Annotated in this window: 10 protein-coding genes and 1 pseudogene; 2 read left to right on the top strand and 9 right to left on the bottom strand. The window is 68.7% G+C overall.

The features are described from left to right. Positions 1–150: 150 nt before the first annotated feature. Positions 151–1128, bottom strand: a complete 978-nt coding sequence (locus AC1DFC_RS24210) for a Bug family tripartite tricarboxylate transporter substrate binding protein (RefSeq protein ID WP_413331503.1) — start codon at positions 1126–1128, stop codon at positions 151–153. 69 nt (positions 1129–1197) lie between these two features. Between AC1DFC_RS24210 and AC1DFC_RS24205 the strand changes: the two genes are divergently transcribed. Then, complete coding sequence (locus AC1DFC_RS24205; RefSeq protein WP_413331502.1) at positions 1198–2031, top strand: NAD-dependent protein deacetylase; 834 nt, start codon at positions 1198–1200, stop codon at positions 2029–2031. On the opposite strand, the gene AC1DFC_RS24200 is transcribed toward AC1DFC_RS24205, so the two are convergent. Continuing rightward, on the bottom strand, positions 2028–2912 hold the full coding sequence (locus tag AC1DFC_RS24200; RefSeq protein WP_413331501.1) for an alpha/beta hydrolase: 885 nt from the start codon (positions 2910–2912) through the stop codon (positions 2028–2030). The two genes, AC1DFC_RS24205 and AC1DFC_RS24200, sit on opposite strands and share 4 nt — an antisense overlap. A 73-nt stretch (positions 2913–2985) precedes the next feature. Further along, positions 2986–4272 carry an amidohydrolase family protein gene (locus tag AC1DFC_RS24195; RefSeq protein ID WP_413331500.1) on the bottom strand — a complete coding sequence of 429 codons (1287 nt, stop codon included), beginning with the start codon at positions 4270–4272 and terminating at the stop codon, positions 2986–2988. Positions 4273–4492: 220 nt separating this feature from the next. Between AC1DFC_RS24195 and AC1DFC_RS24190 the strand changes: the two are divergent. After that, positions 4493–4603: pseudogene (locus tag AC1DFC_RS24190) on the top strand (helix-turn-helix domain-containing protein); the annotation flags it as partial. Positions 4604–4619: 16 nt separating this feature from the next. Here the strand turns inward: AC1DFC_RS24190 and AC1DFC_RS24185 are convergent. From AC1DFC_RS24185 to AC1DFC_RS24160, 6 genes are all read right to left on the bottom strand, one after another. Beyond that, the gene (locus AC1DFC_RS24185) at positions 4620–5072 is read right to left on the bottom strand and encodes a hypothetical protein (RefSeq protein WP_478180131.1); all 453 of its coding nucleotides are present in this window, start codon (positions 5070–5072) and stop codon (positions 4620–4622) included. After that, positions 5072–5995, bottom strand: coding sequence for an ABC transporter permease (locus AC1DFC_RS24180; protein WP_007838850.1), 924 nt, complete (start codon positions 5993–5995; stop codon positions 5072–5074). Before AC1DFC_RS24180 ends, AC1DFC_RS24185 begins: the two co-directional genes overlap by 1 nt. Positions 5996–6062: 67 nt before the next feature. Further along, entirely contained in the window at positions 6063–7124 is a 1062-nt protein-coding gene (locus AC1DFC_RS24175; protein ID WP_413331530.1) for an ABC transporter permease, read from the bottom strand. Continuing rightward, positions 7124–8731 (bottom strand): ABC transporter ATP-binding protein, encoded by a 1608-nt coding sequence (locus AC1DFC_RS24170; protein WP_413331498.1) that lies wholly within the window; start codon positions 8729–8731, stop codon positions 7124–7126. The genes AC1DFC_RS24175 and AC1DFC_RS24170 overlap by 1 nt, the downstream gene beginning before the upstream one ends. A 46-nt stretch (positions 8732–8777) precedes the next feature. Further along, positions 8778–9749, bottom strand: coding sequence for a 5'-methylthioadenosine/S-adenosylhomocysteine nucleosidase (locus tag AC1DFC_RS24165; protein WP_007838860.1), 972 nt, complete (start codon positions 9747–9749; stop codon positions 8778–8780). Further along, positions 9746–12559 carry a polysaccharide deacetylase family protein gene (locus tag AC1DFC_RS24160; RefSeq protein ID WP_478180130.1) on the bottom strand — a complete coding sequence of 938 codons (2814 nt, stop codon included), beginning with the start codon at positions 12557–12559 and terminating at the stop codon, positions 9746–9748. The genes AC1DFC_RS24165 and AC1DFC_RS24160 overlap by 4 nt, the downstream gene beginning before the upstream one ends. Between the last annotated feature and the right edge of the window lie 9 nt (positions 12560–12568).

Below are 12568 nucleotides of genomic sequence, written 5' to 3'. Positions count from 1 at the left end.
CCATCTCGAATCGGCGGGCAAAGGTAAGTCGGGCATGCTTATGGGTGTTCATCCGGTTGGGCGTCCTGAGTGGATTGGGTGTTTGGCGACTTCCAGTCTCTCAAACCCAATCCGGATGAACACCGGATACAACCTATTGGAGCTTCACATCTAGAGCTTGATGCCGGCGGCCTTGACCGTCGGCCCCAGCACATCGACCTGTTCCTTGACGAAGCCGTTGAATGCGGCCACCGATTCCGGCTTGGCGACGATGCCCAGCTCGGTCAGCTTCTTCTGGATTTCGGGCATCACCAGCACTTCGTTGCAGGCGGCATTGAGCCGGGTCACAACGTCCGCCGGCAGCTTGGCGGGGCCCGACAGGCCGAAGAAGTTCTCGAGCACCAGCTTCGGTTGATGCAGCTCGACCATCGTCGGCACATCGGGCATCAGCGGCGAGCGCTGCGCGCCCGTCGCCGCGAGCGGCACCAGCTGGCCGCTCTTGAAGAAGGGCACGTACGAGGTGATGACGTCGATGCCCACTGGAATGGTGTTGGCGATCAGGTCGGTGCTCATCGGTGCACCGCCGCGGTAGGGCACGTGCACCATGTTGAGCCCGGTGATCTTCTTCAGCAGCTCGCCGTGGATGTGACCGATGGAGCCCGGGCCGCCCGAGCCGAAGTCCAGGTGACCTTCCTTGCGCGCCATCGCCTCCAGGTCGGCATAGCTCTTCAGGCCCGACTGCTTGCTCGCCATGATCACCAGCGGCGCGGCACCCAGGTAGGCCACGTGGGTGAAGCCCGTCACCGGGTCGTAGGGCTGCTTGTCGAGCGTGAACGGTCCGAGCGCGATCGGCGTGGTGTTCGAGAGCATCAGCGTGTAGCCATCGGCGGTCGAAGACGACACCTGCGCGCCGCCGATGGTGCCGCCGGCCCCCGGCTTGTTGTCGACGACCACGGGCTGCCCGAGCTTCTTCGCGAGCTGCTCCGCCATCACGCGCGCCAGCACGTCGCTGGAGCCGCCCGGCGGAAAGGTCACGATGATCTTGATCGACCTGTCGGGCCATTGTGCGAAAGCGGGAAGGGCGGCCGAGGCGACGCCTGCGGCAAGAATCTGCAGTGCGCCGCGGCGCGTGGGATGAAGGTGGGGCATGGCGTTCTCCGCTGACGGACAAGAATGAGGCCTTTAGCAGGAATCGGGCCGCCGGCTTATGCTGGCCGGATGCCCGCCACCCCAGCCGCGCACAATGCGCTCACCGACTTCGCCACGCGCCACCGCAAGCTCTTCGTGCTCACCGGCGCGGGCTGCAGCACCGATTCGGGCATTCCCGACTACCGCGACGTGGATGGCGAATGGAAGCGCCCGTCACCCGTCACCTACCAGGCCTTCATGGGCGAGGAATCCACGCGAAAGCGCTACTGGGCGCGCAGCCTGATCGGCTGGCCGACCATGGCGGGAGCGCGGCCCGGCGCAGCGCACCGCGCATTGGCGAAGCTGGGCGACGCAGGCCGCGTCGGCCTGCTGCTCACGCAGAACGTCGATGGCCTGCATGAAGCCGCGGGCAGCCGGGGCGCCATCGACCTGCACGGGCGCATCGACACCGTGCGCTGCATGGGCTGCGAGCGGCGCACGCCGCGCTCCGGATTGCAGCTCGAACTGCGACAGCGTAACCCCCGCTGGGCCGAGCTGGAGGCCCGCGCCGCGCCGGACGGCGACGCCGACCTCGAAGGCCGCGATTTCTCCAACTTCGACGTGCCCGCCTGCTCGCACTGCGGCGGCTTGCTCAAGCCCGACGTGGTGTTCTTCGGCGAGAGCGTGCCCAAGGAGCGCGTCACCGCCGCCTTCGCCGCGCTGGAAGAGGCCGATGCGGTGCTCGTGGCCGGCTCGTCACTGATGGTCTATTCGGGCTTCCGCTTCGTGCAGGCGGCGGCCGCGGCGGGCAAGCCGGTGGCGGCGGTGAACCTGGGGCGCACGCGAGCCGATGCGCTGCTTTCGCTGAAGGTCGAGCGCCCCGTCGGCGAGGCGCTGACGGCGCTGGTGCAGCAGCTTGCCTAGCTCCGGCTGGGCGTGCCGATCAGGGCGCGGACGAAAGCATCCACCGCCGCGGTGTAGGCGCCGGGCAGCCCCAGTTCGGAATTGATCTGCGCATGCGAAAGATCTTCCGGGGCCACTTCCGCACGGCCACCGGTTGCGGCGATGCGCGCCGCGAACTGCTGGGCCTGCGTGCATGAGCCGTCGCGGCGCTGGGTGGAGCACACCAGCAGCATCGGCGGCGCGCCGGGCGCAAGGGCATCGGTGGGCGACACGGTGCGCCAGAAGGCGGGATCGTTGCCGAACACGCGATCGTAGAAGGGCATGTGGCGGCGCTGCATTAGTTGGACCGTGTCCAGCGCGGCGCTGTCGAGTGCCACGGCGCCGAGCCAGGGGCGGGCACCTTGTTGCCGGGCGATGGAAGGCGATGCGCTGAGCAATGCGACAAGGTGCGCGCCGGCCGAATGGCCCATGAGCACGAAGCGGCCGGCATCGCCGCCCCACGACGGCGCGTTCGCCTGCACGGTGGCGACGGCACGTGCCACGTCCTGCGCCTGCTGCATCACGTCGACCTGCGGCACGAAGCGGTAGCTCACCGAAACGAGGATGAAGCCTTGTCCGCGCACCCAGTGTTCGATCTTCTGGTTCACCACCGACGCGGCCGCCTTGTCGCCGAACATCCAGGCCCCGCCGTGGACCATCACGAGCACCGGTGTACCTCGCTGCACGTTCGGCGGCAGGTAGACATCCATGCGCTGGCGCGGATCGGGGCCGTAGGGCTGGTTGGCCAGCAAGCGCACGCTGGCGGGCGGTGCGGCCGTTTCGGCGCCGGGCTGCTGCGCGATGGCCGGCGAGAACGTCAGCGCCAGCAGCCAGGCCGCGCAGATCCCTGCAAGACGTTTCATGAGAGGGCTTCCGGTGAACCGATGAAGGCCGGATTTTCGCGCTGCAGCCCTGTCGCCGGGCTGACCGTTGCACTCAACCGGCGTGCTTCGGCGCCATCCAGCTCGTCGATGCATCCCGGCCCGCGAGGTGCAGGCTGGCCGTGGCAGCAGGCGTTTCGGCTAGCAGACGGCCCTTGCGGAACACCTTGAGCCGCGCGGCGCGCAGCCGGATCGCCTCGACCGCATCGCGCGCCTGCAGAAGCACGAAGCTCGCATCGCAACCCGCCTCGATGCCGTAGCCCTGCAGGTGCATCACGCGCGCCGCATTGGTCGTTACCGCCTCGAAGCACTGGCGGATGCCGGCCTGGCTCGTCATCTGCGCCACGTGCAGGCCCATGTGCGCCACTTCGAGCATGTCGCCCGAGCCCATGCCGTACCACGGGTCCATCACGCAGTCGTGGCCGAAGGCGACGTTGACGCCGGCGGCCATCAGCTCGGGCACGCGCGTCATGCCGCGGCGCTTGGGGTAGGTGTCGTGGCGGCCCTGCAGCGTGATGTTGATGAGCGGATTGGCGACGACGGCCACGCCGCTCTGCGAGATCAGCGGCAGCAGCTTGCTCACGTAGTAGTTGTCCATCGAGTGCATGGAGGTGCAGTGCGAGCCCGTCACGCGGCCCTGCATGCCGAGGCGCTGCGCCTCGAAGGCCAGCGTCTCGATGTGGCGCGAGAGCGGGTCGTCCGACTCGTCGCAGTGCATGTCGACCAGCTTGCCGCGTTGGGCGGCGATCTCGCACAGAAGCTTCACGCTGGCCGTGCCATCGGCCATGGTGCGCTCGAAATGCGGAATGCCGCCGACCACGTCCACGCCCTTGTCGAGCGCGCGCTCCAGGTTCGCGACGCCGCCGCGCGAGCGCAGCACCCCGTCCTGCGGGAAGGCGACCAGCTGCAGGTCGAGGTAGGGCGCGACCTTGCGCTTGACTTCGAGCAGCGCATCGACCGCGAGCAGGCTCGGGTCGCTGGTGTCGACGTGAGAGCGAACGGCCAGCAGCCCCTTGGCCACGGCCCAGTCGCAGTAGGCCAGGGCGCGCTCGATGAGCGCGTCGGCCGTGAGCAGCGGCTTCAGCTCGCCCCACAGTGCGATGCCTTCGAGCAGCGTGCCGCTCTCGTTGACGCGCGGCAGGCCGTAGCTCAGCGTGGCGTCCATGTGGAAATGCGGGTCGACGAAATGGGGCGCGAGCAGCAGGCCCTGCGCATCGAGCTTCTCGTGCGCCGGTGCATCGAGGCCTGCGGTGACTTCGGCGATGCGCCCGCCCTGCACGGCGATCGACATGCCGGTGCGGCCGTCGGGGAGCGTGGCGTTGGTGATGAGGAGGTCGAGCATCGTGGTGGGTCTCTGGCAGCCGGGCGACGAAGGCCCGATGGGTATCGGATTGCCGCTATTTTCCTTCGGCATTGCGCCGCAGTGTCAGCGATGTCAACGCAGCGAGCGCGCCGAGCGCGGCAGTGGCCAGAAATGCCGCCCGGCAACCCTGCAGCTGGAGTGGACCGTAGCCCAGCACCTGCTGGAGCACGATAGAGATGAAGAAGGTCGATGCCGTCATATTGCCGATGCGCTCGGCTATGCCACGCCGAGCAACTTCATCGCGATGTTCGAGCGCAGCTTCGGGGATTCGCCGGCGCGCTATTTCGCGCAGCGCGGCGAATTGCGCTAACTGGCGAGCCGGGATGTCAGCGCATGCGCTGTCCCCGGTAGCGGTACTGTCCCGCCGTCGGCCCGACCTCGATGGTCACGCGGCGCAGCTTGTCGTCATGCCCGGACGTCGCCTTCGCCGTCACCACGATGCCGCGCGGCGTGGCGCGGCAGGTGAGGTCGGTGAGCGCGATCTCGGCATGGTCGTTGTCGAGTTCGGCAATCGCCAACGTGTGTTCGGCATGCAGGCCGCCATTGGCATCGCGCGCCATCCACTGCACATAGAGGAAGGACTGCGCGTACTGGTCGGCATGGATGACGCGGTACGTGCCCTGATGGGTCTTGCCCCAGGTGCCGCACAGCTGCACCCAGCTGACCGAATCGGGCGTCTTGAAGGTGTCGTAGCTGTAGTCGCTGCCCAGTGCATTCGCGCCTGTGCCGGCAAACGTCAACAGCGCGCCAAGCAGCGTTGCAGCGGTTGTTTTCACCATCAGCGTTCCCCCTTGCGATAGGGCTTCATCAGCGCCTGCGGATAGCTGGCCTTGCGCGCCACCAGCACCAGCGCCAGGATCGACAGCAGGTACGGCAGCATCAGGTACAGCTGGTAGGGCAGCATGGCATCGCCCGATTGTTGCAGCCGCAGCTGCAGCGCGTCGAAGAAGGCGAACAGCAGCGCGCCGACCAGCGCCTTGCCCGGACGCCACGAGGCGAACACCACCAGCGCCACGCAGATCCAGCCGCGGCCGTTCACCATGTTGAAGAAGAAGGCATTGAAGGCAGACAGCGTGAGGAACGAGCCGGCCACGCCCATCAGCGCCGAGCCCGCGACGATGGCGCCCGTGCGCGTGGCCGCAACCGACACGCCCTGGCTCTCGGCCGCCTGCGGGTTCTCGCCGACCATGCGCAGCGCGAGGCCGAGCGGCGTGCGGTACAGCACCCAGCCGATGATGGGCACCAGCAGCAGCGCGAACAGCGTGAGCGCGGTCTGGGCATTGAGGATCGGAATGGGCAGCCAGTCCATCGGCGCAAAGGGCGTGATGGTCGGCGGTGTGTTCACCTTTGGAAAACTCACGCGGTAGCCGAAGTAGCTGAGCGCGGTCGCCAGCAGCGTGATGCCCAGCCCCGAGACATGCTGCGAGAGCGCCAGGCCTACGGTAAGAAAGGCGTGCAGCAGCCCGAACACCAGGCCCGTCAGCGCGGCCACGCCCACGCCGACCCACAGCGGCGCGCCTGCATACACCGCGAGCCAGCCGGTGAAGGCGCCCGCGACCATGATTCCTTCGATGCCGAGGTTGAGCACGCCTGCGCGCTCGCACAGCAGCACGCCGAGCGTGCCCAGAATCAGCGGCGTGGCGATGCGCAGCACCGCGACCCAGAAAGCCGGGTTGGCGAGGATGTCGAGCAGGTCGGTCATGCTGTATTCCTCGCTCCCCTTCCGGGGGAGGACTGGGGTGGGTGCAAGATCGGGAAGGGACATGCTGTCATTTGAATCGCACCCGGTATTGCGTCAGCAGCGTTGCCACCAGCACCGCGATCAGCGAGGCTGCGACGATCACGTCCGCAATGTAGGTCGGCACGCCGACCGCGCGGCTCATGGTGTCGGCGCCGACCAGCACGCCCGCTACGAACACGCCGGCCGCGATCACGCCCAGCGGATGCAGCCCCGCCAGCATCGCGATCACGATGCCCGTGTAGCCGTAGCCCGGCGACATGTCGAGCGTGACGTAGCTCGTGCGGCCCGCCACCTCGATCGCGCCCGCCAGCCCGGCCAGCGCGCCCGAGAGCAGCGCCACCATCATCACGGTGCGCGTCACCGGCACGCCGGCGAAGGCCGCGGCGCGCGCATTCGCGCCCACGGCGCGAATGTCGAAACCCAGCACCGTGTACTTGAAGACAGCCCACACCGTCACGGCGAGCGACACGGCCCACAGCAGTCCGGTGTGCACGCGCGTCTGCGCGACGAGCTTGCCCAGTTCGAGGTCGGACTGCAGCGACACGCTCTGCGGCCAGCCCATGGCGCTCGGGTCTTTCATCGGCCCGTCGAGCAGCGCCGAGACGCCGAGCAGAACGATGAAGTTGATCAGCAACGTGGTGACGACCTCGTCCACGCCCAGCCGGTTCTTCATGAGCGCCGGGCCCAGCAGCATCAGTGCGCCCGCGATGGCGGCGGCCAGCATCATCAGCGGAAACAGCAGCCAAGGCGACAGCTCGAAACCGGTGCCGCCATGCATACCGCCCACCGCCACGGCGGCCAGCGCGCCAGCGTAAAGCTGGCCCTCGGCGCCGATGTTGAACAGCCGCGCCTTGAATGCGACTGTGGCCGCCAGCCCGGTGAGGATCAGCGGGATCGCGCGCGTCAGCGTTTCGCTCCACGCGAACACCGAGCCGAAGCCGCCCTGCAGCAGCAGCGCATAGGTGCGACCGACCGGAGCGCCGGCCCACAGCACCAGCAGCGCACTGACCGCCATGGTGAAGACGACCGCGCCGATGGGGGCAAGCACCAATGCGGCGCGCGAGGTCTCGTGGCGTCGTTCGAGCCGCATCATGTTGCGGCTCCTTTGGATCGAGGCGCCGTCGCGCCGGCCATGGCCAGCCCGATGGCTTCACGCGTCCACGCGGTGGCCGGGCGGGCTTCGCCCAGGTGGCCGCCATGCATCACGGCCACGCGGTCGCCGAGCGCGAGCACTTCGTCGAGGTCATCGGAGATCAGCAGCACGGCCGCGCCTGCGTCGCGTGCTGCAATCAGTTGCTGCTGCACATAGGCCACCGCGCCGATGTCGAGGCCCCAGGTCGGCTGGTGCGCGACGATCAGGCGCGGCGCGCGGTTCGGGTGCTTCCTGTTGTCGTCGCCTTTGGCAGCTTCGGGCTGCTCAGGCGCGAGCAGTGCACGCCCCAGGATCAGTTTCTGCATGTTCCCGCCGGAGAGCGAACGGGCCGGGGCCATCAGGCCGGCGCCGCGCACGTCGAATGCCTTCTCGATGCGCCGCGCATGCAGCCGGGTGGCGGTGCGTTTCACGAGCCACGACCAGTGCGAGAACACCGGGCTGCGCAGCCGTTCCGACACCGCGTTCTCCCACACCGGCAGATCACCGACCACGCCGACGGCATGCCGGTCTTCCGGAATGCGCGCGACGCCGCGCTGCACCAGCCGGGCGGGCGAGGGCGGCAATGCGCGGCCCATGAATTGGGCGGTGCCAGAGATGGCGCGGCGCGTGCCGCTCAGCAACTCGGCGAGCGCGACCTGGCCGTTGCCGGAGACGCCTGCAATGGCGGTGATCTCGCCGGCGCGCAGCGTCAGCGATACCTCGCGAAGGCCGGCCGAATGGTCCTGCCCGCCGTCCTTGTCCGATACGGTGCTCACGTGATCGAGCACACAGACCGCATCGCCGACTGATCTGGCCGGCCGCCGCTGCGGCGCCTCGACCGCATGCCCGACCATCCACAGCGCGAGCTGCGCCTGCGTGGTGTCGGCGGTGCGCGCCTCGGCTACCAGCTTGCCGCCGCGCAGCACGGCCACGCGGTGCGACACGCGCAGCACTTCGCCGAGCTTGTGGCTGATGAAGATGACCGACAAGCCCTGCGCCACCATCTGCGCGAGCGTGGCGAACAACGCCTCGCTTTCCTGCGGCGTGAGCACGGCGGTCGGCTCGTCGAGGATCAGGATGCGCGCGCCGCGGTACAGCGCCTTGAGGATTTCCACGCGCTGGCGCTCGCCGACCGAGAGGCTGCCGATCTGCACATCAGGCTGCACCGGCAGGCCGAAGCGCCGGGCCACCTCGAGCAGCCTGGTGCGTGCGGCGGCGCGGCGCGACACCGGGAGCCACAGCGGCTCGGTGCCCATCATCACGTTGTCGAGCACGCTGAGGTTGTCGGCCAGCGTGAAATGCTGGTGCACCATTCCCACGCCGGCGGCGAGCGCGGCCTTCGGGTTGCCCGGCGGCAGCGGTGCACCGAAGACTTCGATGCTGCCTTCGTCGGCGACGTAGTGGCCGAACAGGATGGACATCAGCGTCGATTTGCCGGCGCCGTTCTCCCCAAGCAGCGCGAGCACTTCGCCGGCCTGCAGGTCGAGGGAGATGGCGTCGTTGGCGACGAGGGAGCCGAAGCGCTTGGTGATGCCTTCGAGGCGGAGAACGGTCGTGGTGTTCATGAAGGCCTTGCTCCTTCCCCCTGGAAGGGAGGGAGAGGACGCGGGATCACTTCCACGCAGCGAGGAACGCGAGCATGACCTTTGCGGAGTTGTCCGCCGCAATGCCCATGAAGGTGCCCATCTCGTTCTCGCCGTCGCCGCCGCCCGCGAGGTCGCTGAGCGAGCGGAAGGCGATGTAGGGCACGCCATTGGCATAGGCGACCATGCCCACGGCCGCGGTTTCCATGTCGAGCACGTTGGCCTGGAAGGTCTTGTAGGTGTATTCGCGGTAGGCCTTGTTGTCCATGAAGGCCTGGCCCGAGACGCCGTTGCCGCCGACCACCAGCTGCGGCTTGCGCGGCAGGCACTTGCCGGCGCTGCAGTTGGCAAGGTCTACGCTGCGGATGCCGCGCGCCACGTCGAGCATCTTCGGGTCGGCCTCGAACCAGAACTTGCGCTGGATCTCGGGGCGCGCCGCCGATCGCACCTCGACCGGGCGCGGGAACATCATGCCGAAGTTCGGCCGCGTGGCGTCGGTGATGAAGGGCGGCGCCGTGTACTTGCCGGGTGCGGTTTCGCGCGCCATCAGCACCTCGAGGTACTGGCCCCACTGGGCCGGCACCGTGACGTCGCCGACGTGCAACGACGGATTCACGCCGCCCGCGATGCCGCTGAACACGATGTTCGTGACGCGGAATCGGTCGAGCACGAGCTGCGTGTTCATCGTCGCGTTCGTCATGCTGATGCCCGACAGGAACAGCACCACGGGCTTGCCTTCGAGCGTGCCCGTGGTGAATTCCACGCCGTTCACGCTGTACTTCACCGGGCCTTGCAGGCGCGTCAGCAGCAGCTTGAGCTCGGGTTCGAAGGCCGAGAGCACTGCGATGCGCGGCGTGCTGTCCAGGCGCGTGCTGCTGTCGGTGCTGACGACATCGGGCGACCTGTAGACGCCGACGCAACCCGAGAGCACGAGGCCGAGCGTGGCGGCAAGCACCGGACCCCGCAGGCGTTGCAGCAATGAAGTGTGGTGGGGCGTCATGAGTTGGTGGGTGGTAGTGCAGGGCGATGCGCGGCATCGGGCGTGGCGATCCAGGCCTGCAGCGCGGGAGCGCGCGGGTGCTTCGGCGCCAGGCCGACGAAGGTGGTGTAGGCGGCGAGCGCCTTGGCGTCGTTGCCGGCCTGCAGCTGCGCATCGCCGAGGTTCAGGTAGGCGAGGGCGCGGCTGCCGTCCATGTCGATGGCCTGCTCGAACCAGCGCGCAGCCTCGACCGGCTTGCCGCGCTTGAAGTACAGGAAGCCGAGGTTGTTGGCCGCCAGCGCGAAGCGCGGCTGCTGCTTGAGCGCTTCGGTGAAGGCGGCTTCGGCCTCGTCGTAGCGGCGCTCGCGGTACAGCTGCAGCCCGCGGTCGTTGGCGCGCTGGGCCGCCACACGCGGCGGCAGCGGCGCGGCGGCCGGCATCGTCAGCCTGGCCTCGGCGCCGTCCAGGTTCTTCACCACCACCTCGATGGCGGCGGCGGCCTTGGGCGTCGCCGCGGCGGCGTGCACGGCCTGCTCGTTGGCCTCGTCGATGCGCTTGTTGACCTGGCTGGCCGCGGCATCGAGCTGCACGACGTCGCCGCTGAGGCCTTCGCGCTCGGTCGGCAGTGCGAACACGAACTCGCCGCCCTCCGAGCCCGGCAGGCTGCCGAAGGCAGGCGTCTGCCGCGCGATGGCCGAGACGGCAGGCGCCACGTAGGCCGCGAGCTCGGTGCTGGTGATGACGCCGTCGCCATTGAGGTCGGCCTTGCCCGACAGCGCCTGCAGCACCGTCCAGGTGAAGACCGAATGGCCGCCGGGGCCGTCGTCTGCCACCTGCTGGTCGGCGCCGCCGGCAGTGATCATCTGGCGGCCGATGCGGCGCGCGTTGTCGCTCAGGAAGTTCTTGCTGCCGCGCGGCCCGCCGCCCCGCGTGAGGCCCAGGCCCGAGTAGCAGGCGTCCACCATGAACAACACGTGCTTGGCCGACAGCGCCTCGGCCACTTCCTGCAGCTGCGGCATGGAGATGGCGTCGGCCGCCAGGTCGTCGAGCGACGCATCGACCGGGATGATGTAGCCGACGTCGCGCCCGCTCGCGAGCTTGCGGGTGCTGCCATGGCCGGCGAAGAACACCAGCACGCGGTCGTCGCGTTTCACGCGCTTGCTGTCGGTCAGCTTGTCGTTGAGCGTGCGCAGGATGTTGGCGCGCGTGGCGTCGCCGTCGTACAGCGCCGTGACGTTCTCGGGCTTGAAGCCGAAGCGCGTGACCAGCGCCTGTTCCATGGCCTTGCCGTCGAGCACCGCGTGATGCAGACCGGGCCACCTGGCGTACTTGTCGATGCCGATCACCAGCGCGTAGCTTTCGCGGTAGAGCGTGTCGCCGGCAGCGGCGGCGGCAATGCCGTCGTCCGGTGCCGCGCGCTTGGGCGCATTGACGACGAACTTGCCGTCGCGCCAGGTGGCGAAGCGGTAGCCGTCGGCCACCAGCTGGTCGAGCACCGTCGGCAGCGCCTGCACGGTGCGGCCCTGGATGTCGTGGAACAGGATCACGCCGTGCTTGGCCTTGTCGACCTCGGCCAGCACGCGGTCGGCGATCGACTTGGGCACCGGGTCGGCCCAGTCCATGGAGTCGACGGTCCACAGCATCGAGCGCAGCTTGAGCGCCTCGACCGTGCTGAGCTTGTCTTCGTTGCGCGCGCCGTAGGGAAAGCGGAACAGCGTGGATTGCGGGCGGCCGGTGACGTCGAGCAAGGCCTCGGTTTCGGTGGCCTCGGTGCGCACCGCGTCGTCGCTCATCTTCGCCATCATGCCGTGGCTGAAGCTGTGGTTCGCCAGCACATGCCCCGCGGCCAGCACGCGCTTGGCCACAGCGCCGTTGGCGCCGAGCTGGGCCTTGCCCTGGGCATCGAGCTTGCCGAGGTTCTGGCCGAGCTCGAAGAAGATGGCCGGCGCGTCGTAGCGCTTGAGGATCTCGAGGATCTCGTCCGTGTGCTTGGCGTGCGGGCCGTCGTCGAAGGTCAGCACCACGGTCTTTGGGGGCAGCGAGGTGCCGAAGATCTCGCGCGAATCAGCGGCGCTTTCCTTGGCACCACCCGCGGGCTGGGTGTAGGGGACGATGGCGCCGAAGTCCTTGAGGATCTTCTCGCGCGAATAGATGCCCTGGAGCTTGGCCACGTAGTCGGCCCATTTTTCCCGCTTGGGCTCGATGCCGCGCTGCGCGAAGCGGCCAAACACGTCCTTCAGTTCACGGTCGTAGGCCTGCTCGATCTCGGCGAGCACGACCAGGTCTTCGCTGGCGCGGCGGCCGAGCTTGAGGCCGGACAGCGACTGCGCCTGGCCGTAGCGCGTGCTCAGCTCACCGAGGAATTCCTTGAACGCGAGGCGGTCGGCATCGAACCAGCTCGGCTCGCTTTCGATGCGGTCCAGCAGCGCGTTCAATGCGGGCACCGTGGCCGGGTCGGATTCCTCGCCGGCCTGGGCGACCAGTGCGCGCTGGCGCTCCTGCATGTCATGGAACAGCAGTTGCCCAACCGCGCCGACCGCGCGCTTCTCGGCCGCGTCGAGCGTGCGCTCGCCGGTCATCAGCACGATCATCTGCCGGTGGGCGGCGAGCAGGGCATCGGCACGCTCCTGCAGTTGGGGCGGGATGCCGACCGGCGCCGCGGCCACTGGGAGCGCTGCCGCCGATGCGGCCATCGCAGGAGGCGTGGCCGCCGCGGCGGGCGCCGCCGCAGCCACGGGTTGCTCACGCTGGCACGCGGCGAGGCCGAGCGCCAAGGCCACGACAGCCACGGCCTGGCTTGCGGTCTGCCACCGCACACGATTCATTTGCATTCGACGATG

It is taken from the genome of Variovorax sp. 10L421 (genome assembly GCF_056395365.1).
This window is presented reverse-complemented; position numbering and strand designations above follow the sequence as displayed.

Coding starts and splice junctions, on each gene's coding strand:
- AC1DFC_RS24210 (WP_413331503.1), bottom strand. CDS start 1,128: ATGCCCCACCTTCATCCCACGCGCCGCGGCGCACTGCAGATTCTTGCC.
- AC1DFC_RS24205 (WP_413331502.1), top strand. CDS start 1,198: ATGCCCGCCACCCCAGCCGCGCACAATGCGCTCACCGACTTCGCCACG.
- AC1DFC_RS24200 (WP_413331501.1), bottom strand. CDS start 2,912: ATGAAACGTCTTGCAGGGATCTGCGCGGCCTGGCTGCTGGCGCTGACG.
- AC1DFC_RS24195 (WP_413331500.1), bottom strand. CDS start 4,272: ATGCTCGACCTCCTCATCACCAACGCCACGCTCCCCGACGGCCGCACC.
- AC1DFC_RS24185 (WP_478180131.1), bottom strand. CDS start 5,072: ATGGTGAAAACAACCGCTGCAACGCTGCTTGGCGCGCTGTTGACGTTT.
- AC1DFC_RS24180 (WP_007838850.1), bottom strand. CDS start 5,995: ATGACCGACCTGCTCGACATCCTCGCCAACCCGGCTTTCTGGGTCGCG.
- AC1DFC_RS24175 (WP_413331530.1), bottom strand. CDS start 7,124: ATGCGGCTCGAACGACGCCACGAGACCTCGCGCGCCGCATTGGTGCTT.
- AC1DFC_RS24170 (WP_413331498.1), bottom strand. CDS start 8,731: ATGAACACCACGACCGTTCTCCGCCTCGAAGGCATCACCAAGCGCTTC.
- AC1DFC_RS24165 (WP_007838860.1), bottom strand. CDS start 9,749: ATGACGCCCCACCACACTTCATTGCTGCAACGCCTGCGGGGTCCGGTG.
- AC1DFC_RS24160 (WP_478180130.1), bottom strand. CDS start 12,559: ATGCAAATGAATCGTGTGCGGTGGCAGACCGCAAGCCAGGCCGTGGCT.